We start from the raw sequence: 20,534 nt of genomic DNA, 5'->3' as shown, positions 1-20,534 counted from the left end.
CTGCTTGATGTTGTCAGATGTTTCGTGACAACTTCATTAGTTTACCAGGTTGTTTGTTATTTGTCAACAACTTTCTTCCTGATTTTTCAAGTTTTTTCAGGACTTGAAATGTTATTCTATTTCTTGTTCGTCGTCTTTAGTTCTTGCGACAACTTCATTAGTTTATCAGGTTGCTTATTGTTTGTCAACAACTTTTTTCCCTGATTCTCAAAGTTTTTTTAAACTTTAAGTTGTTATATTATGCTCATCGTTCGGCGTGTTTCATCAGTACCTTGCGACAAGATATAATATACCAAGATTATAGGCTTAGGTCAACTAAAATTTGCGCTTTTTTTAAAGTTTTTTTGGTTCCCGATTGTTTTATTACTTTTGTTCTTTATTGTTCGTTTTTTAACGAAAAACCGATGAATTTTATGCTATTTCTTAATTTTTAGTAACATATTCTAAATTTCCCGTAACTTCTCTTTGATTTTGTCCTTTTTTTGCTTTTTTTGTTAGAATGAAGAAGAAGGATTCTACTATATATATGGAGGAAATGAATGAGATGAAGATTTTAGTTGCTGATGATGATAAAGAGATTGTAGAACTACTGAGCATTTATATTCACAACGAAGGGTATGAAGTGGTGAAAGCTTATGACGGAAAAGAAGCTTTATCTAAGATTCGAACTATTTCAGATATTGATTTACTTATCTTAGATATCATGATGCCGATTATGGACGGTATGCAAGTTGTGAAAGAATTAAGAAAGGAATCTCAAATTCCTATTATTATGCTAACTGCTAAAACAACAGATATGGATAAAATTAAAGGGTTGGTTGCTGGAGCTGATGACTACGTTACGAAACCATTCAACCCATTGGAAGTTATGGCTCGGGTTAAATCTATTTTAAGACGTAGTCAAATGCAGCTTAAAGCAGATGAGCCTGATGTACTTGAAATAGGATCATTGATTATTAACAAAGATTCCCACGAAGTAAAAACAGTCGAAGGAAAAGAAATTCAATTAACAGCACTGGAATTCGGGATCTTGTATCTCTTAGCCAGTCATCCTAATCGTGTTTTTAGTGCAGATGAAATTTTTGAACGTGTGTGGCAACAAGAAAGTATTGTTTCTGCAAAAACCGTTATGGTTCATGTAAGTCACTTGAGAGATAAGATCGAAGAAGCAACTGGTGGAGAAAAAGTCATTCAAACAGTTTGGGGAGTTGGATATAAAATAGATGCTCGTTAGACAAAAGAAAATCGAAAAACAAAAAAGAATTACCCTAACATCAAAGGAAATAAGCGAATTACTTGCTGAAGGAATCGTCACTATTATCTTGTTGCTTCTATTAAATGTCTCGATTACGGTTATTCTTAGCGGCAACCAAACTCTACAAGGAATCATCTGGGCAACTAAGGGTGCTTTTGCAGCAGAACTAAATACAGATTTATTTTGGAGTTTAAGTAAATTTGTTATCCCGATATTCTTTATAGTGGATATAGCTGTGTTGTATTGGCGTTTGATTCGTCGTTATCGCCAAATGCAATTACGTCATATTATCAGCGAACTGCATTATATCGCTGATGGTAATTACGACCATCGTATTCCTTTTGAGCTAAGTGGTGATTTAGCAAAAGTTGTTACCAGTATCAACGGATTAGTTGATAGTACCGTTGCAGCAATTGAAGATGAACGAAAAATAGAAAAATCAAAAGATGAACTGATCACAAACGTCAGTCACGATATCCGAACTCCTTTAACTTCTATTATAGGATATTTGGGTTTAATTGAAGATCGACAGTTTAAAAACGAAGAAGATTTACTTAAGTATACTCATACAGCTTACGTGAAAGCGAAACAAATGAAGCTGCTTGTTGATGATCTTTTTGAATATACGAAAGTTCGTCAGCCTTCCGTCCCTATCAATACGATACATTTTGATATGGCACAATTGATTGAACAACTAGCTGCTGATTTTGAGCTGGAAGCAGATAAAAACGACATGACGATTGAGGTCAATGCTAATCCAGAATCAATAAAAATGGATGGTGATACCGAAAAACTGGTTCGTGTCTTCAATAATCTATTATCAAATGCGCTTAAATACGGTAAAGGTGGTAAAAATATTGTCATTGATGTAGAGAAAGTTGGGACAGAAGTCGTGATTGCCGTTAGAAATGACGGTCCGGCGATTCCTAAAAACTCTTTGGATCAATTATTCGATCGTTTCTATCGTGTTGAGGAATCACGATCCCAAGAAACAGGCGGAACAGGTCTTGGTTTAGCTATCGCCCAAAGTATTATAGCATTACATGGCGGCTACATCTATGCCACTTCCGATAATCATTGGACATCTTTCATTATTCACTTACCGCTAAAGCGAAATTGATTTACTAAGGTTGACATCCAAACAAAAGTTTTGTATCCTAATGACAAGCAAAGAGAAAAAGTATTTATAGTGCTGAATCAAAGAGAGTTTGCGGTGGTGAAAGCAAATATTCGACTATAAAGAATTCCATCTCTATTATATGCGTTTGACGAAATAAGTCAGACCGGCAGCAACCGTTATCTGCATTACAAGGGCAGCATTATAGCTGAACTTGGGTGGTACCGCGAAATTCAAGTCATTTCGTCCCAAGAATTTTTTTCTAGGGATGGAGTGGCTTTTTATTTTACCACAATGTTATCTAGCAGTATGGATGCACAAGACCATTATGCTTTTAAATTGAAGGAGGAGTAACTATGTTAGATGTAAAAATGATTCGTCAAAATTTTGATGCTGTTCAAGCAAAACTAAAAAACCGTGGGGTAAAAGAAGAGATCTTAGTAGAATTCTTACGCTTAGATGAAAGCCGCCGCAATTTATTAGTAAAATCAGAAGAGCTAAAAAAATATCGAAATGATGTTTCAGCAGAAATCGCACAATTAAAACGAAATAAAGAAGATGCGACAGCTAAAATTGCTGAAATGAAAGAAGTCGGCGGTAATATCAAAGCCATGGACACTGAAATTGAAGCGATCGATACTAAGCTTTATGAGATTTCTACAACATTACCGAATCTTCCACATGATTCAGTACCAGTAGGCGCAAGTGAAGATGATAATGTTGAAGTACGCCGTTGGAGTGAGCCTAGAAATTTTGCTTTTGAACCCAAACCACACTGGGATGTAGCAGAAAATTTGAATATTCTTGATTTTGAACGAGGGGCAAAAGTTGCAGGAAGCCGTTTTGTCTACTATAAAGGATTAGGCGCGAGACTAGAGCGTGCATTATACAATTTTATGCTGGACATGCATGTTTATGACCATGGATATACTGAAATGATGACACCTTATATCGTAAACAGCAACTCTATGTTTGGTACTGGTCAATTCCCAAAGTTCAAAGAAGACGTTTTTCAACTAGAGGGTACAGATATGACCTTGATTCCAACCGCTGAGGTTCCTTTAACTAACTATTACAATGATGAGATTTTAGATGGAAAGGATTTACCAATCTATTTTACAGCGCTTAGTCCTTCTTTCCGTTCTGAAGCTGGAAGTGCAGGTCGCGATACTCGAGGCTTGATCCGCCTACATCAGTTTAACAAAGTAGAAATGGTAAAATTCAGTGATGCAGAACATTCTTATGAGGAATTAGAAAAAATGACTGCAAACGCAGAAGATATTTTGCAAAAATTAAACCTACCTTATCGCGTTATGTCATTAGCAACAGGTGATATGGGCTTCTCCGCTGCAAAAACGTACGACTTAGAAGTCTGGATCCCTGCACAAAACGCTTATCGAGAAATCAGTTCTTGTTCAAACTGTGAAGATTTCCAAGCTCGCCGTGCAATGATTCGTTACCGTGATGAAAATGATAAAGTTCAATATGCACATACCTTAAATGGATCTGGTTTAGCTGTAGGTCGAACTGTAGCAGCGATCTTAGAAAATTATCAAAATGAAGACGGAACAGTGACAATTCCAGAAGTTTTGATTCCATATATGGGTAATTTAAAACAAATCAACTAAACTTTTTGATGAACTAGATACATTAAAAAAATCAAAAGATTCACTCAGATAACAAAGCCATTGTTGAAAGTCCAAAATAGGCATGATACATTTGTACTACTATAAACACTTAAATTTATAAATTAGAGGGATCAAACGTTATGCATAGAAACAAACACCCACGAGGAACTCGAAACAGTCGGCACGAAAAAAAGAAGTACCCTTTTTCAAAAAAAATAATTTTTATAACTACCTTTACGATTTCATTCATTTTAATATGTGGTGGTGTATATGCGATCTATGCTATGCAACATACGCAGAAAGAAATAAGCCTACCCGAAGATGATGAGGAGCAATATGAGCAAAAAGAAACCTCGTTATTAGAAAAAATTCGAAAAAAACAACATCATGAAGATTTTGAAACAACCGAGCAGGAGAAGACAGAGGGCAACATCCAGACACTTATTTATGAACCTGTCGCCGCTGACTCTATCCCTCAATTACCAGTAATTAAAACCGAATTAACAACGTTGATAGACATTGCCCAAAAGAACAGTTCAAAAAAGACTGAAACTAAACTCGTCGGTTATGTTAAAAGAGAAAAAATCAACGAACAAGTATTCAGCTACCAACCTATTGTTGACACCTATACTTGGGATCGAGAGAAAGAAGACTGGTCTGAAAAAACTGAACATGGTAAAAATACAGCCTTCGTCAATCAAAAAACAAAACAACCACTATGCTTGCAGGATATTTTTATGAGTGAGGCAAATACCTTAGCCATTCAGCAGGTTGTGCAACAAAAATTGCTTTCTGAAAGTCCAGATGGCAATGCGGTTATTGATGGTATACTCAATATGCCCAGTATTTCTTTAGATGGAACTGCTTTTACCTATTATTCTGATAAAATCAGCTTAGGTCTACCAGAAAATCCAACTGGCAAAACAGAAATCACATTGCCTTACAATGAAATTGCTGGTTACGTAAACCCAGAATTTATTGATGCTGATTCCATCAAAGACGCGTTACCCAAACCTTTAGAGTCAGATAAAAAATACATTTCACTCACGTTTGATGATGGTCCAAATCCTGACACTACCCCTAGACTTCTAGATATTCTAAAAGAAAAAGGTGTCAAAGCAACATTCTTTATGCTGGGTCAAAATGTTGTAAAACATGAATCCCTTGTTAAACGAGTGGCTGATGAAGGACATGAAGTGGCTAGCCATTCCTACTCACATCCACAATTGACCGGAATTGATGCACAAACGGTGAAAGAGGAAGTCCAAAACACTGACAAAGCCATCTATCATGCTATTGGCAAGCTACCAACTGATTTTAGACCGCCATATGGTGCTGTGAATAAAGATGTGGCAGCAATCATTGGTAAGCCGATTATTCAATGGTCTGTCGATTCACAAGATTGGCAAAGCCACAATGCACAAGCAATCATTAAACGTATCGATGAGACAGCCTATAATGACACAATCGTTTTAATGCATGACATTCATCCCGAAACAGTAGATGCTGTATCTACTGTTATTGACCACTTACATGCAGAGGGCTATGAGATTTTACCTTCTAAAGAATTGTTAGGAAAAAAAGCCAAACCACTCCACATGTATTATGGTTCTAATGACGAACGTCTTGTTCAATAAAGAAAAAAATTCCGATGCTGTATACGACATCGGAATTTTTTCTTTATTCTTGATTTATTGTTCTACAGAGTAATTAGGTGCTTCTTTAGTAATTTGTACATCATGAGGATGTGATTCTTTCAGTCCATTCCCACTCATTTGAATAAATTGTGCTTCTTCACGCAATTGTTTTAAATCTGCCGCCCCAACATAACCCATACCGGATTTTAGCCCACCAATCAGTTGGAAAACAATATCTGATACGCTACCTTTATAGGCAACACGCCCTTCGATACCTTCTGGCACTAATTTATTCGCTTCGTTGACACCACCTTGGAAATAACGATCACTTGAACCTTTTTCCATTGCGCCTAGTGAACCCATTCCACGATATGTTTTAAAGCGACGACCTTGATAAATTTCAAATTCACCTGGTGATTCATCTGTTCCCGCTAACATGCTACCCAACATAACAGCATGTCCGCCAGCAGCTAAAGCTTTTACGATATCACCTGAATACTTGATTCCCCCATCTGCAATGATAGCTTTCCCATATTTACGAGCAACGGATGCTGCATCATAGATAGCAGTTAATTGGGGAACACCTACACCTGCGACAACACGTGTTGTACAAATCGAACCTGGCCCGATTCCCACCTTCACAACATCCACACCTACATCATAAAGTGCTTTAGCGCCTTCAGCTGTTGCGATATTTCCAGCAATCAATGTTGCATCTGGGAATGTATCTCGAATTTCTTTGATCTTACGAATCACACCTGCGCTATGACCATGAGCTGTATCGATAATAATTGCATCGACTCCTGCATCCAACAAAGCTTCAGCACGTTCAAAAGTATCACTTGTAACACCAACTGCTGCCGCAACTAGTAGACGACCATGCTCGTCTTTCGCCGCATTTGGAAATTCAATTACTTTTTCAATATCTTTGATCGTGATCAAACCACTTAAACGGTTATTTTCATCAACAATCGGTAATTTTTCGATTTTATGTTTTTGTAAAATCTTTTCAGCGTCTTTTAGAGAAGTACCAACTGGGGCTGTAACTAAGTTATCTTTCGTCATTACTTCTTCAATCTTCATTTGATAATCTGTTACAAATCGCATATCACGGTTCGTAATGATTCCTACTAGATTACGATTGTCCATCGTCTCCACAATCGGTACTCCACTGATACGGTATTTGCTCATCAGATTTTCAGCATCTGCTACTAAATTCGTTGGCGTTAAGAAAAATGGGTCGATGATTACGCCACTCTCCGAACGTTTCACTTTACGAACCTCATCTGCTTGTTGCGCAATACTCATATTTTTATGAATAACGCCTAAACCACCTTGACGAGCCATTGAAATAGCCATTTTACTATCCGTTACAGTATCCATACTTGCACTGATCAGAGGAATATTCAACTTAATATTTTTTGCTAGTTGGATACTCATATCTACTTCATTAGGTAGCACGTGACTTTCTGCTGGAATCAATAAAACATCATCAAATGTAAGACCTTTTTTCGCGAATTTCGTTTCCCAGTTAGACATTTTCTAGACCACTCCTCTATTTAATTTTATATAAGAAAATAACAGATAATAAAAAGGAAGTCAACCGCATTTTCCTGATTACAGATATTTTCTTTTCGTTTTCCATAACATGAGTGTTTTCTCATTTATTTGCAACCGAATCAAAAGAATAACTCTACTTATTTCTTTCTTTTTAACTTAATAGAATACATAGTCGCTACCTTCCATGTTACACAGGTCGATAGAGTCAAAACAGAGATACTTAATGAAATTTTTTGTGCCAAAGTTGTATGATAAGAAATAGAGACACTGCCATTTTTAGATAACGGAATAGCAACTAATCCGTTTTGTTTGTTTAGCGATGCTGGAATTATTTTTTCACTACCTTCACTTACTATTTTAGCTTGATAACCATAATAGTAGATAAATGGAATTGTTACTGTCGTTTTTTTCTTGTCAATTGAGTGATAGTCGAACGCAACGGAATCAAAATCCATTTTAACATTTGATATGTCTATTTTAGCATCATCGTACACAACTTTTCGTTCTTTATTCTTTTTAATAGTAGAATAATCAACTTCTTTTGGTAAATACTCATGTCCAGCGCCAATATAATAACTATTAGTTTGATCATATGCATCATAGGATAGGATACGCTTCCCCTCAGTATCAATACTCTCTTTTTCATACAATACAACTCCAAGGAAAATGACCATCACTACGATTATCTGACTACTTGGAAATTTTTTAAATAATCCTAGATCGTCATTTGCGATAAGAAAGGCTAACAGCAACGTCACAATCGATAAGAAACGCCAGGGAAACTGGATCGTATTCAACGGTGTATGGTCAAAAAAGCTCCAAGGAAAAAGGTCTGTCGTCATAAACATAAAAAATAACGCAAGAATAACCAACTCTCGATTAGGTAAATTTCGCTTAAAAAGCATCAGTGTGTAGATAGCCAAACCAAACAACAGAACAACACCTATATTTGCTGAGGATTTATGAAATACGCTATTTTTAAAGCTGTTAGTTATTAGTTCACTCAAAGAGTAACTTCTCTCTGAAATCAACGTCAGCGGATTGGCTGTCACTTGGAACGTGACATGCTTCATCTGCTCAAAAACGGGTACTAGATAGAACGCTAACAGTAAGATTGTAACTCCTGCAGCCTTTACTATCGCAACTATGACCTCTTTCTTTAAAAAACGCTTCAGATTGAAAAGAATGTACAGCCCTATAAAAATACTGACGATTTCCAATGAAATAAAATGAGCTAAACCAATTCCTGTCATAGCAACTGTCAATAATAGCCATTTCTTCTCTTTTCCATTTTTCAATAGATACAAACTAGCTAGAACTAATGGAAAAAAGCCCATAGCCAAAAGCTCTCCAATAGCTTGACGATTAAAAAAATCTTGTAGACGGTAAATTGATAACGTATATAATAACGAAAACAAGTAACTTTTCATTTTCGTCAAACTCATATACCTTCCAGATATATAGGTTAAAACAAATGTGGAAAAGTTTACACACACCGAAAAAACAACAAAACTACTGGCAAGAGAAAAGCCAAAAACACGTAGTATAGCTGGAAAATACAGATAAAAATCTGGATAAAACAAACTCGATGCGTATCCATATCCGCCAATAAAAAAATAGCTCACTTTTGGTAACAACATCCCTTGCTCCAAAGATAATGCTAAGCCTTCGATCCGATTTTGATGAAAATGATAATCATCCCCAATCATAATATGACCATTTTGAAGATAAACAATATATAAAGACAATACACTTAATATAAAAAAATTTAGAATAATCAAAAACTGACTATGTCGGTTCATCCATGTTTTCATTCATCCACCTCTTCCTAATGAACATTCGTTACAAATTTCATTCTTAATCTCTATGGTATCGTGCTAAAGCTTTTCTTTCAAATACGATCCCTTTTAGTTTGCACCGCTGGCCTAATTTCTTTATCACCATTTAATGATTTTGAGTTAACAGAACTAGTTACTTGGTTAAAGAGTCAAAAAGAGTCTTAAACAAAACGCTCATCAGCTCTGTTTAAGACTCTACTATTATTCTTTAACGCGCTAAACTGCTGCGCATATTGTATTTTTTCTTTAATAAGTAACGAGTACCTAAAGCGATACCTCCAATAATGATCACAATTACAGGGTCTAACACAGGATTGATAATTGGTGGCAACATTGCAGAACCCGCAAAGACAACGAGCCATAGAAGCATCGCTCCAACTAAGATCAAACCAGTTTTGAACCAACCAGGACGCTTTGATTTGTCGACTCCTGGACGATCATATTGATAGACATATTTATACATTAAATAAAATACATATCCTCCAGCCATCGAGGCTAGCACCAGTGTCAATAGACCCAATGGTTGTGACTTTCCTTTCGACCACATCATCATAACTGAGAACATGATTGTCATTACGCCAAATAGTAATAACGTATTATCCAGCCACATTAAAGCTGGGGTAGATTCAGGCAGTTCTTCTGGTTTATTTAAGATAGACTCCGTACGCTCAGCCACTGTTCCGAAAAGCTGACGCGCTGTTTTCCCACTTTTTTGACCTTCTACTAAATGAGGTAGAATATCATGTAAAGCAAGTGTCTGTGCTTCTTCTGAAAGGTTAGCAGCAACTAATGATTTTTTTAAGTCGAAGATATATTGTTCATTTCTCTTTGTCAATTTTTGTTCAAGTTCACGATTTTCTGAAACAATGTCTCGAAGTGTTTCTGATTCCATTTTTTGCGTCCTCCTCGCCCGTGGCCAACGGGTCAATCTTTACCTAAAAAGTATTCTAACACATTTTTTAGGGAGAAAAACAGTTTTTAGCAACTTTTTACTATACATTGAAACGGAAAAGCATAACATCGCCATCTTGAACAATATATTCTTTTCCTTCTAAACGAACTTTGCCTGCTTCTTTCGCTGCTTGCATATTGCCGTAAGTGTTCAAATCATCAAATGAAACCGTCTCTGCACGAATAAATCCACGTTCAAAGTCAGTGTGGATGATTCCGGCAGCTTGAGGTGCTTTAATCCCCTTACGGAACGTCCATGCCCGAACTTCTTGTTCGCCAGCGGTAAAGTATGTCGCTAATCCCAACAGATCATACGCTGCACGAATCAATTGATCTAAACCAGACTCGTCAATACCTAAAGCTTCTAAAAATTCAGCTTTATCTTCATCATCTAATTCAGCGATTTCTTCTTCTGCACGTGCACAAACAACAATTACTTCTGCTTGTTCATTTGCAGCAAAAGTGCGAACTTGCTGTACATATGGATTGTTATCAGAATCTGCTACTTCATCTTCTGACACATTTGCAACATATAAAATAGGTTTGGCTGTTAACAAAAATAGACTTTTAACGATTTTTTGCTCATCTTCAGTAAATTCAACTGTTCGAGCAGACAAGCCTTCTTCTAGAACTGGTTTCAGCTTATCTAATACTGCCAACTCCGCTACCGCATCTTTATCTTTCGTTTTAGCTATTTTAGCAACGCGTGCATAACGTTTTGTAATAGAGTCTAAGTCAGCTAATACCAATTCTAAGTTGATTGTATCAATATCTGCTAACGGATCTACACGTCCTTCAACATGGGTAATATTATCATCATCAAAACAACGTACCACATGACAAATGGCATCCACTTGACGAATGTGACTTAAAAATTGGTTACCCAATCCTTCACCTTTACTTGCGCCTTTAACGATCCCAGCGATATCTGTAAATTCAAAAGTAGTTGGTACTGTTTTTTTAGGTTTCACTAACTCTGTTAAACGTAGCAAGCGCTCATCTGGTACTTCAACCATCCCCACATTAGGATCAATTGTTGCAAACGGATAATTTGCCGCCTCTGCTCCTGCTTTTGTAATTGCGTTAAAAAGGGTAGATTTCCCTACGTTAGGTAAACCTACGATTCCAGCTGTTAATGCCATTGATTATTCACTATCCTTTATCAGTTTTTTTTCCAAAATTTTCTTCATCTTTTTTTCAAAATCACGGCGCGTCATCATAACGATATGACCGCAGTTCGTACATTTTATTTTAATATCAGCACCCATTCGGATGATTTCCCAACGATTTGCCTGACAAGCATGGGGCTTTTTCATTTCTACAATATCACCAAGATCATACATAACAGACATATCCCTTCTAAAATAATCGTCAACTGTCAGAAAACTAGACAGAAACATACAAAGATACAATACCATTTTTTGGGCAATCAAGCAAAGCTATTTTATTGACTCGCTTTTTTTTATAAATTGAATAAGAAGATATAAAAATAATTGGTGGCATTTATCGAAATAAAATGAAAATACGACGAAAATAAAAAGAATTAAATAAAATTGTATTTACCCGGTTTATGTTGGATAATATTGAAAATCTTACTACTCATACTCAAATTTTAATCAGGAACAGTATCCAAACTTGGAGTAGTAACCTCTAACTCAAAACTATTTATGCTAACATGACTCACTAAGTCATAGTTAAACATTATTTCTACACTGATATTTAAAGGAGCCTTACCATGAGAAAATTTGATTTACTAGAAAAATTGGAAATTTATCAAATTGAACTATTAATATACCTGAGCAATGTTGGTGGTACTGCAACAAAAAAAGAACTCTTACAACATTTAGATATAGGGAATTACTTCTTATCAAAGCTACTCGAAGAGTTGATGACCTCAGCCCAAAAATCAAATGGTCGTTTTTCCATCGAATTAGACAAGCAAACAATCACTTTTAAAACGAAACCAGATTACTCTCTTCATACTTTGTACAATGAATTGATCGTCCTTGCACCTAAATATACAATTTTAGAAGAATTACTGCTGTTTGGAACGATCGATATCAATCGTTTAACTGAAAAAATCGGCATTAGCTATTCCACCTACTTTAGAAAAATCAACGAATTAAACGTATTATTAAATGAATTTGATTTAACTATTCAAAATGGTTCTCTAATTGGTCCCGAATTACAAATTCGATTTTTTTGTGTTTCCCTTTACGTTGGTGTAGATTCGGCATACCGATTCAAAATTTCAACTATTGATCCTAGAATTTACGAAACGTTTAATACTATTCAACAGATACTAGATAGCCCAATGTCCGTCCTGGCCCGAAAAAAACTTATTATTTATTTAAGTCTCTTAAAAAGAAGACATGCACAAAAAAATATACAAGATTATAGTCAGCAGGAACCTTTTTTCAGTAATAAATCAGATATTTACAGTCAAAAAAGATTTATACATGCACTTAAAAAGTCTCACTTATTTAAAAAAATCAACGAAGCACTTGAATCATTTTTAGTTTACTACTCGTTTAAAATGCTTCCCAATGAAACTATCTTATTACTTCTCTTCATGCTCGGTGAAGAAATCATTCCTGCTACGTCATATTGTTTAGATGAACTTAATTTAATTGAACAGTCCAGTGATTTTTTTATACGGACTCTGAATAAAGAATTTTTTGATTTTATGAAAACCTGCTATCCAAATACCCACTTAAGCAATTCTCACAAATCAACCCTTCGTTATTACCTAAGTTTTATTAACTACCGACACCTTATCTTTAAAGGACATATTGATTATTTTGGAGAACTAAATTATACAATACATGAAAAAAAGAGCCACTCTGAAATGATTCGCCAATTTATTGCTTACTTAAAAGGAAAATATCCCGTAGTTTTTGTAGACAACACTCATGATAGCGTTCTTATTACAAAATACACTCATGCCTTACTTTTTTATGAAGAGTGTGTCAAAATGAAAATTTCTGTTGGCATCTTTATTGAAGGTGATTTACTAGACAAAAAAAGATTTACAGACCAGTGGATCAACTATATTGGCTTGACCACTTTTGCTCAAGCAGAACCACTAGACCCGAGCCAATTCTATGATCTGGTTATTAGTAATATAGATTGTCCCTATCTTAAAAAAAGAGGAAAAAATTTTTTCTTTTTGACTAATTACAATGAAAAAAAAGACTATTCAGATCTTGATCAGTTATTGAATGAGATTTATTCTTCTTGCTATTAAGATTATTGATTCTCTCTAAAGACCTACTCCATGATTGGAATATAACGTAGGTCTTATTTCTCCTAGCTAGGATCAACCTCTGTTTTACATTAAATAAACTCAAGTTTTTCTACCAGTTGACGTTCTTCTGTAAAAAATGAATTCGTATAACAATCCAATGTCATTTTTGTTGATGAGTGTCCCAACAATGAGCTTATTGTTGCAATATTTCCACCAGCCTCTAAACAGCGAGTCGCAAAAGTGTGCCTTAAAGAATGGAAAGAAAAATTTTCTAAGCCAATTTTCTTTCGAATGATTTGAAAGCGATACGCTATCGTACGAGGCTCTAATGCCTTATGCTTGTTTGAAATAACGTAATCACTAGTTGATACTTTTTGAAGTTCCAGTAAGTTTTTCTTTAGTGATTTAGCAATTGGAATTTTCCGTTGAGAATTCTCACTTTTAGGGGTTATTTCCACAATCTCTGTTTTTCTTCCTGCTTTGTCTTCCGACTGAATTCTAAGTACCGTTCTGTTAACGCCTAATGTGTTGTTTTCAAAATCAATATCTTCCCATTTCAGCCCACAAATTTCTCCAATTCGAAGTCCTGTCTGTAATGCGAGTATAATAGAGAAAAATTTCTGATTTCTATTAATTTCTTTGACTAACTTGGCTTGATCTTTGATGGATAAAGCTTTCACTGTTTTTCTTCTTGCTTTCGGAAGCTCCAGTCCCATACACGGGTTTTCTACCAGTAGGTTTAAAGATATTGCCTTGCCTAAACAATTTTTTAATACAGAAAATATTGATCTGATTGAACTAGCTTTCAATGTCAGATCCATCTCTTGAAGCAAGGAATCAATATCAGATTGCTTTAATTTTTGTAACTTTATTGAGCCAATTCTTGATAATACATGGACATCCATTTTATTTTTATAACTAGCATAAGTACTGCTTTTCACTTTCGGTCGAACAAACGTCTCAAGCCAGTAAGTGGTCCAGTCTAGTAAATTCCCTTCATACGGTAGTAAATTTTTACTGCTATTTGTCTGTTTTTCGTACTTCATCAAGATAAGTTGATGCTTTACTTCTGAGTACTTATAGCCATATATATAGCCATAATGAATCTTTCCATTTTGTTGTCTACCTTTTATGTACCGGCCTTCCCAACGACCATCTTTTCTTTTATAAATATTTTCCCCTCTTCTTGCCATAATTAAAATCCTTTCTAAAATTTAATTTAAGAAAATGAAATCACTACAACCTTTTAATTATTTCTATGTTATTTTTACCCAATAGATAATCACATGTTTACAATTGGTGCATTTAATTCCCATTCTCATTTACTTCCAACCAAGCTAAACAAAAATTCGCAAGACGTTTAGTTTTCTCAACTAATTATGCATTATATTGTTTTTTACTTAGTTTCAAAAATTTTCCTAAAAAAGTAAAATTTTGGAAGTAACATGTCAATTTTATTTGTTATACAAACTTTATTTATATAACGTCTTAAGAAAAAGAAAGAGGCCTTATACATTTGAAACTGCTCTAGTTTCTTGTACACCACCCCTTTTTCTTCCAAATACACCTATTAAATATCATGATTATTCATTTACTAAAGTATTGTTGCTTAGCTTTAAAGAACTACTTAAAAAATCTTTTAATACTGCATATCCTTCTAATTTTACCAACATTTCTTGCGAACAATATACCCAGTAATTAAAAATTGTCGGTCCTGTTGCAATTTTTTCTACACGTTCCATAAACAAACCTAACTCTTCGATAAGCTCTCTGCAACTTAGTTTACCAGCAATGATAATTTCTTCTTTTCCTTCTAATTCCAACAACATCCATAAATAATCAATAAACTCTACTTTCGCTTTTAAAGTCAAAAATTGTTTTTTTGGCACCATTCGTTTTTTATTCAATTCTTTATTCTCTGTAAAATACGTTAAAATTTCCATCTCAATTTTGGAGGCATACGCTTTTACATCTTCTTTTTTAGTTGACTCTTGGTTTTCTTTAAATATCTTTTCTTTGGACGACATCTCCGATGTCCAATTTTTCATTTTTAAAGTTGCCTGATATTGTTTGGACCGATCAAAAACAAATTTACGTACTCGAGCTTTTTCTTCTATTTCGGTCTTTTTTGTTATGTGAACTGTACTTTCAAGCTTTGGTTTTGTTTTCTTCACTACTTGTTTTTTTGGTTCAGAATACCTTTGACTATCTTTCATGCTATATTCAGCTTGACTCATTTGCTCTTTGATTGTTTGACTTACTTTAGTGAGTTCATTTTTTAGCAATTCACCAGAATCTAAAACAATTGATTCGCTTTTGGCAAGTCTATTTTCTAAGCCTTCCATTTTTTGGGTTAGCTGACTAAATTTTTCTAAAACGCCATAGAGTTCTTTTTCTTTTCTCTTGTACTCTGCTTCTTTTTCTTTCTTGATCAAATTATCATACGTTTCAATGAGTTCTTTTGCACATTCTTTTAACTCACGCAGATGTTTTATTTGTTCTTCTTCGTAAAACCCTATGGTAAACGTTAATACAATATATGCAGTGGATGTGAAAACATTGATTTTTTTTATAGGCAATTCATCGTTTTTTTTCACCCAAGTTTCATATATTTTTTTTGCGATTTGCTCAAGTTCCATCAATGAGTGAACATCTTTTTTAAAAATCAATTTGCATGACAAGTATGCTTCATGCGGCGTAACGAGATGCTTGTTAAAAAGCTCCACTCCCAAAAGTCTTGGATTAACTTTTCGATGAAGAATGTATTTTTTTATTATTTTCTTCCCCTGCTTTTGGGTATTTTTTTCAGCTACGTTCATATCTTCCAACTCCTAAAACCTCTACACCTGAACTTATTCAGGCTGAGATAATGACCATCCTATTTATACTTTGAAACCTTATCTTTTTAATCTTTTGGAATCTGTAGGACGTTTTTTCCTAGTATCATCACGTTTCTTTCTTTTTACTTTTTTCTTTCGTTGTATGTTTTTATTATTCTGCTCTCGCTTTTTCCTTTTATACGATAAAGCTTCTTCGTAGAGGTTCTCTTTGCGTTTTCTTAAAATCAGTAACAATAATAAGAATAACAATAATAAAACAAATGTAATCACACAAATGATGGTATAAAGCATTATCTTCTCTTTTTCTGATCCAGCCGCAGAATGATCTACTTTTTTGTCTTCAGATTTTGTGATTTCCAGCTCTTTATCCCATTTCCATTCTTGATTCGTCGCTTTCGATTTGGCTGTTAGATTAATTTGATATTTTCCAGTCTGGAATTCTTGTTTTTCATCGTTAATTATAAATGTAAAAGTTGAATTAGGAGCCATTCGATAGCCGGTTACTTTCGTTTTAGTAAACACTTTATCTGAATTTTTTTTGTACACTTCAGCTGTGAAGTCTATATCTTCCAAGTTGATTGCTTGATCATTTTGAATAGTTGCTTTTATACTATTTTGATTTGATTCTTTTAAATAATTGACTTCTACTAAGTTTAATTTTGCTACAACAGGGGTATCTGTTTCAGTTAGTTTAACTGCTACGATATATGTTTTTTTAGATTGTTTTTGATTATTATTTGACTCCTGCGCCTCAATGCCATTTTCCGATGAAACAACTTTAATGCCGCCTAATATCATGCCATCAAATTGTTCCTCAGGCATTTGTATATGGACCTTGGTTGTAACTGTTTTTTTGGCAGGAATTGTTAATTCTGCCTCTCCACTCGCAACATCCTTGAATGAAAGACTTAAACTTTTATCTCTTGGAACTATTTTTGATCGATCAGAGTAGTCTATATCTCCTGCATCATTTGTTGTAGCATCATTGATTTGTAAAACAACTTTTTGTTCTTTATCAGAAGTATTAGTCAATTCCAACTTTAAGTCCTGCTTTTGACCTGGGACCATTCTAAGATCATAGTATGTTGCTTCTGAGTTATGTTGATTTTTGGGTAAAATTGGTTTTACTGAAACAGCTAATCCAGTTTGGGATTTAGTAGTCATAGCTATTAGCAATAAAAGAAAAACTCCTATCATTACAACAATCAGGTGAAGTGTTTTTCGTTTATTAATCATTGAATTTTAAACTCCCTACATAGTAAAAATTATATGTACAGATTTGAAAAAAGAATAAAACATAACAGATATGAAAACCAAATGAATAGTAAAGACAAAACATTCTTTCCACTTATTTGTTGCAATTGATCTTCTTAATGCTGATACGCTTTTTTCTTTTGTCATTGATGATTCTGCTATTTTGGTGATATTCTTGTTTATCTTATTTTTACCTAATTCGATAATTAAATGCATTATGTAGTGCGGATGGGAAAAGCCAACCATTCCCAATCCTTTTTATTTCTTCAAACAAATCGTGTTATTTCTCTAGAAAACAAAAGAGGAATAAATTTTAATCATCCGCGATTGACTCCTCGTTTAGCACAAATTGTTCAAGTAAGTAGTTTTCTCCCTGGATAAGATCAAAATAAGCTGCTTTATTTAGTATACTGTCATAATCCATCTTCATAATCCGAACATGTGGCTGACGAAACCAAGATTTTTTCTTGATTTTTACTCTTGACTCAATTAGCTTACACTCATCTAAAATCAAGTAAATTTCGTTGGTAGAAACGGAATCTTTGAAGCTCCTTACCTGTTCTCTTTCATAGGTCAATTGATTATCCGAAATCGTCATCTTTTCTGACTTTGTAACTAATTCTTTATTCATCATCCAAGACTGCTCTAGAAATTTAGCTTTTTGTAGAAGCTGAGAATATTCTCTCAAGTCAACTTTTAATATATGATCCCAATCTTCATTCTCATCACTATTTGACTGACTTAATGTCTTCATGGCTCTAGCTAGATTTTGACGTTCCATTTGATCGATGACAACTTCCAATTTTTTGTTGGCAAGTCGCATTCTTTCTTTGGCGTATCGTTCTCTACTAACAGCTTCTTCCATTTTTACTAAATAGTTTGTACTAGTATCTTCATCACTATATTCTACAATTTCTGCTTCTTTTTCGGAGATAGTATTAGACGGATTAGAGTCTTTCAGCGGTCTGATGAACCTAGTTACAAGCCTTTCAATCTCATTGACAAAAGACTCCAATACATCGTCACTATCACCTATTAACTGCTGATCCAGCGATTGCAGCAAATTGACCATGAAGGGAAATCCAGTGTCTCGATAGGCAATAGGAACAAAATCAATATAGTAAACGACGCGATTATCTTCTTTTTCTTTAGAGCCACCGATCCAAGCTATTTGAGGAAAGGTATGAATCAGCTCGTCTAACAATCCAGACCAATCAAGATCTACAAAATCTAAGGTAATCTCTACATGTTTAAAAAAAGAAATTATGGTATGAAATTCTTCAAAATATTCTTCTACTTCTTTTTGAGGGTAGGGGATTCTTTTATTTCGCTTTTGAAAAATCTCTTCGCAAATATAATAGATATCACGCAACATATCATCATCAAAAAGGCGCTCGCCTACTGCTGGAGAAGCGGCTTGATAAATGTCAACCATAATATTTTGATAAACCACTTCTTAATCCCCTCCCTTAATCTAGTGAATGATCAGCTAGTCGGCTTGATTTGTTTAACAAATCCTCCATAAGCACACTTGTCTCACTTTGCAGACGAAGAATCCGTGTATGATAATTCGCAGCTTCTTGATTAATCATTTTCAACTCGATCGAAGCCTCGGACACTGCTTTTTTAGTTTCATGTCTGGCTGCTTCTACTGTTCGATCTGCTTCAATAGTTGCACGTTCAATGATTTGTTGTGCTTTTTCTTTTGCTTCCATCAAAACTTCCGCAATTTGATTTTTCATTTGATCTTGTTGGCGAAGTTGTTTTTCGATTTCAACGCTTCTATTTCGTTCTTCTAACAATTGTTCGTCTAGTTGGGTTCTCAGTTCCTCTGACTGTCTTAATTGGTCTTCAAGTGAAAAGATTCTTTCTTTAGACTTAGATGAACTTGTAAGGCGCATTGTTAATTGATCGATTTCTTGCTGTTTGTTTTCAACTTCTGCCTTCAAGCGCTCTGCCATTGTTTTTTGGCGTTGCATTTCTTTTTGGAACTGTTGGTTTTCATTGTTTAAATGTTCAATTACAGCTGCTTGTTCTTGTTGTGCTTCTTGCTCTTGTCTTCTCATAGTCGTTTCCAAACGCTCTCTTTTAGTTGATGTTTCCGGACGGCTCTTTTTAGGAGGTGCATAAGACTCTTCTTCATATTCGTCATCATCGTCCTCGTCGTCATATTCATCGTATTCATCATACTCGTCCTCGTCGTATTCGTCATACTCATCGTAGTATTCTTCATACTCATCATCATATTCCCTTTTTTTTTTGCTTTTCTTATTAAAAATTGCCAATTCTCCTGCTCCCCTTTTTACATATCTATTTAGGTTAGACGCTACCTACCAGTAGTTCTCTTACTTTTTCATCATTTTGCTCATCTAGTGCTACAAACTCTTGATTCAAGTAATAGCCTATTCCCTTTTTATTTAAAATGAATGGTTCAAAAATCGATGTTTTTTCCATTATCTTTTGCTTGATGCGATTAATCAGATTGCTCAACAAGGCCTGTTTATTTTTTTGTTTAGCATTTGTCCAAATCGCTTCACATAGTGCCTGACTTGAAAAAACTCTTTGATCTGATTCAATAAAATGTTCCAGTACTTGATGTTCTTTTTTGGTCAATGGAATCAGCCAGTTATCGATAATCAATGTTCGGTCCTTTAACTGGAAAGAATATTGTTTTTTTACCTTAACTAATGTTGAAGTCGCTGGTGTGATTCGAGCAGTGACTTCATTATTCATAGAAGAATCTACTGCTCTTTCTTGACTGTTTTTACCTGTACGGTTGGCCGTTTCTTCAAAAATAGCAGCCAGTTTACTTGCTAAATCAGTGACGGATATTGGATAACGAACGAAACTTACATTCGCATTATTCAAATACTTAGATTTGCTAACCTGTTCTGATTCAAATGTTAAAACAACAATGGGTTTATTCAGTAATGCCAAATTATCTAAGAATGACTCTTTTAATCCACTATACATAGATTGCTGATAGATAATAAGATCAAAATTTTGCAGAAAATAGAACTCCTTATCTTTTGGTTGAGTCAATATATCTTTTGAAACCATTATTTCATAATCCATGTTTAACAAACTATTCTGCAACAACCCGTTTGCACTTAGTGTGTCAGTCAATATAATAATTTTTTTCCTCATAAAGAAAATCCTCCTTTTAATTTATATATAGTAAATTCCAACCATTTTCATTTTTTTTTG

Annotated in this window: 16 protein-coding genes and 1 other annotated feature; of the genes, 5 read left to right on the top strand and 11 right to left on the bottom strand. The window is 34.6% G+C overall.

The features are described from left to right. Positions 1–544 precede the first annotated feature (544 nt). The 4 genes from croR to BCR22_RS03310 all read left to right on the top strand — a co-directional run bounded on the left by croR (position 545) and on the right by BCR22_RS03310 (position 5,637). A complete protein-coding gene (gene croR / locus BCR22_RS03325; RefSeq protein ID WP_010762183.1) occupies positions 545–1,234 on the top strand; it encodes a response regulator transcription factor CroR in 690 nt (229 codons plus the stop codon). After that, the gene (gene croS, locus BCR22_RS03320; protein ID WP_069653562.1) at positions 1,224–2,375 is read left to right on the top strand and encodes a sensor histidine kinase CroS; all 1,152 of its coding nucleotides are present in this window, start codon (positions 1,224–1,226) and stop codon (positions 2,373–2,375) included. Before croR ends, croS begins: the two co-directional genes overlap by 11 nt. A gap of 38 nt (positions 2,376–2,413) precedes the next feature. Continuing rightward, positions 2,414–2,626 (top strand) — a binding site (T-box leader). Between the two features lie 102 nt (positions 2,627–2,728). Further along, positions 2,729–4,000: a serine--tRNA ligase gene (gene serS, locus BCR22_RS03315; RefSeq protein ID WP_069653561.1), complete on the top strand. Its 1,272-nt coding sequence runs from the start codon at positions 2,729–2,731 to the stop codon at positions 3,998–4,000. A 140-nt stretch (positions 4,001–4,140) separates the two neighbouring features. Next, positions 4,141–5,637 (top strand): polysaccharide deacetylase family protein, encoded by a 1,497-nt coding sequence (locus BCR22_RS03310; protein WP_069653560.1) that lies wholly within the window; start codon positions 4,141–4,143, stop codon positions 5,635–5,637. A 54-nt stretch (positions 5,638–5,691) separates the two neighbouring features. Here BCR22_RS03310 and guaB read toward each other — a convergent pair whose 3' ends face one another. The 5 genes from guaB to BCR22_RS03285 all read right to left on the bottom strand — a co-directional run bounded on the left by guaB (position 5,692) and on the right by BCR22_RS03285 (position 11,329). After that, on the bottom strand, positions 5,692–7,176 hold the full coding sequence (gene guaB, locus BCR22_RS03305; RefSeq protein ID WP_069653559.1) for an IMP dehydrogenase: 1,485 nt from the start codon (positions 7,174–7,176) through the stop codon (positions 5,692–5,694). Between the two features lie 158 nt (positions 7,177–7,334). Further along, entirely contained in the window at positions 7,335–9,011 is a 1,677-nt protein-coding gene (locus BCR22_RS03300; protein ID WP_069653558.1) for a glycosyltransferase family protein, read from the bottom strand. Positions 9,012–9,243: 232 nt separating this feature from the next. After that, positions 9,244–9,927: a DUF1129 domain-containing protein gene (locus BCR22_RS03295; RefSeq protein WP_069653557.1), complete on the bottom strand. Its 684-nt coding sequence runs from the start codon at positions 9,925–9,927 to the stop codon at positions 9,244–9,246. 100 nt (positions 9,928–10,027) lie between these two features. Beyond that, a complete protein-coding gene (gene ychF, locus BCR22_RS03290; RefSeq protein ID WP_069653556.1) occupies positions 10,028–11,128 on the bottom strand; it encodes a redox-regulated ATPase YchF in 1,101 nt (366 codons plus the stop codon). Between the two features lie 3 nt (positions 11,129–11,131). Further along, a complete protein-coding gene (locus tag BCR22_RS03285) occupies positions 11,132–11,329 on the bottom strand; it encodes a DUF951 domain-containing protein (protein WP_025870734.1) in 198 nt (65 codons plus the stop codon). A 392-nt stretch (positions 11,330–11,721) separates the two neighbouring features. Here BCR22_RS03285 and BCR22_RS03280 point away from each other — a divergent pair, with 392 nt between their 5' ends. Continuing rightward, on the top strand, positions 11,722–13,233 hold the full coding sequence (locus BCR22_RS03280) for a helix-turn-helix domain-containing protein (protein ID WP_069653555.1): 1,512 nt from the start codon (positions 11,722–11,724) through the stop codon (positions 13,231–13,233). Positions 13,234–13,322: 89 nt separating this feature from the next. Here the strand turns inward: BCR22_RS03280 and BCR22_RS03275 are convergent, their stop codons facing one another. The 6 genes from BCR22_RS03275 to BCR22_RS03245 all read right to left on the bottom strand — a co-directional run bounded on the left by BCR22_RS03275 (position 13,323) and on the right by BCR22_RS03245 (position 20,474). Beyond that, positions 13,323–14,426, bottom strand: a complete 1,104-nt coding sequence (locus tag BCR22_RS03275) for a tyrosine-type recombinase/integrase (protein ID WP_069653554.1) — start codon at positions 14,424–14,426, stop codon at positions 13,323–13,325. Positions 14,427–14,816: 390 nt separating this feature from the next. Beyond that, positions 14,817–16,052: a hypothetical protein gene (locus tag BCR22_RS03270; protein ID WP_069653553.1), complete on the bottom strand. Its 1,236-nt coding sequence runs from the start codon at positions 16,050–16,052 to the stop codon at positions 14,817–14,819. Between the two features lie 78 nt (positions 16,053–16,130). Beyond that, positions 16,131–17,309, bottom strand: a complete 1,179-nt coding sequence (locus BCR22_RS03265; RefSeq protein WP_069653552.1) for a WxLIP family cell surface protein — start codon at positions 17,307–17,309, stop codon at positions 16,131–16,133. A gap of 331 nt (positions 17,310–17,640) precedes the next feature. After that, positions 17,641–18,780, bottom strand: a complete 1,140-nt coding sequence (locus BCR22_RS03255) for a hypothetical protein (protein ID WP_069653550.1) — start codon at positions 18,778–18,780, stop codon at positions 17,641–17,643. A gap of 16 nt (positions 18,781–18,796) precedes the next feature. Continuing rightward, complete coding sequence (locus BCR22_RS03250) at positions 18,797–19,612, bottom strand: coiled-coil domain-containing protein (RefSeq protein ID WP_069653549.1); 816 nt, start codon at positions 19,610–19,612, stop codon at positions 18,797–18,799. Between the two features lie 34 nt (positions 19,613–19,646). Continuing rightward, a complete protein-coding gene (locus BCR22_RS03245) occupies positions 19,647–20,474 on the bottom strand; it encodes a helix-turn-helix domain-containing protein (RefSeq protein ID WP_069653548.1) in 828 nt (275 codons plus the stop codon). Positions 20,475–20,534 lie beyond the last annotated feature (60 nt).

This window comes from Enterococcus plantarum (genome assembly GCF_001730295.1).
In the GTDB taxonomy this organism is placed as follows: domain Bacteria; phylum Bacillota; class Bacilli; order Lactobacillales; family Enterococcaceae; genus Enterococcus_L; species Enterococcus_L plantarum.
Note: the sequence above shows the minus strand (reverse complement) of the source record. Positions and strands in the feature narration are given on the sequence as shown.

What these genes read in the sequence shown, in the direction of transcription:
- BCR22_RS03280 (WP_069653555.1), top strand. Translation starts at nt 11,722, where the DNA reads ATGAGAAAATTTGATTTACTAGAAAAATTGGAAATTTATCAAATTGAA.
- BCR22_RS03245 (WP_069653548.1), bottom strand. Translation starts at nt 20,474, where the DNA reads ATGAGGAAAAAAATTATTATATTGACTGACACACTAAGTGCAAACGGG.
- BCR22_RS03295 (WP_069653557.1), bottom strand. Translation starts at nt 9,927, where the DNA reads ATGGAATCAGAAACACTTCGAGACATTGTTTCAGAAAATCGTGAACTT.
- croR (WP_010762183.1), top strand. Translation starts at nt 545, where the DNA reads ATGAAGATTTTAGTTGCTGATGATGATAAAGAGATTGTAGAACTACTG.
- BCR22_RS03265 (WP_069653552.1), bottom strand. Translation starts at nt 17,309, where the DNA reads ATGATTAATAAACGAAAAACACTTCACCTGATTGTTGTAATGATAGGA.
- croS (WP_069653562.1), top strand. Translation starts at nt 1,224, where the DNA reads ATGCTCGTTAGACAAAAGAAAATCGAAAAACAAAAAAGAATTACCCTA.
- serS (WP_069653561.1), top strand. Translation starts at nt 2,729, where the DNA reads ATGTTAGATGTAAAAATGATTCGTCAAAATTTTGATGCTGTTCAAGCA.
- BCR22_RS03270 (WP_069653553.1), bottom strand. Translation starts at nt 16,052, where the DNA reads ATGAACGTAGCTGAAAAAAATACCCAAAAGCAGGGGAAGAAAATAATA.
- guaB (WP_069653559.1), bottom strand. Translation starts at nt 7,176, where the DNA reads ATGTCTAACTGGGAAACGAAATTCGCGAAAAAAGGTCTTACATTTGAT.
- BCR22_RS03285 (WP_025870734.1), bottom strand. Translation starts at nt 11,329, where the DNA reads ATGTATGATCTTGGTGATATTGTAGAAATGAAAAAGCCCCATGCTTGT.
- BCR22_RS03275 (WP_069653554.1), bottom strand. Translation starts at nt 14,426, where the DNA reads ATGGCAAGAAGAGGGGAAAATATTTATAAAAGAAAAGATGGTCGTTGG.
- ychF (WP_069653556.1), bottom strand. Translation starts at nt 11,128, where the DNA reads ATGGCATTAACAGCTGGAATCGTAGGTTTACCTAACGTAGGGAAATCT.
- BCR22_RS03300 (WP_069653558.1), bottom strand. Translation starts at nt 9,011, where the DNA reads ATGAAAACATGGATGAACCGACATAGTCAGTTTTTGATTATTCTAAAT.
- BCR22_RS03310 (WP_069653560.1), top strand. Translation starts at nt 4,141, where the DNA reads ATGCATAGAAACAAACACCCACGAGGAACTCGAAACAGTCGGCACGAA.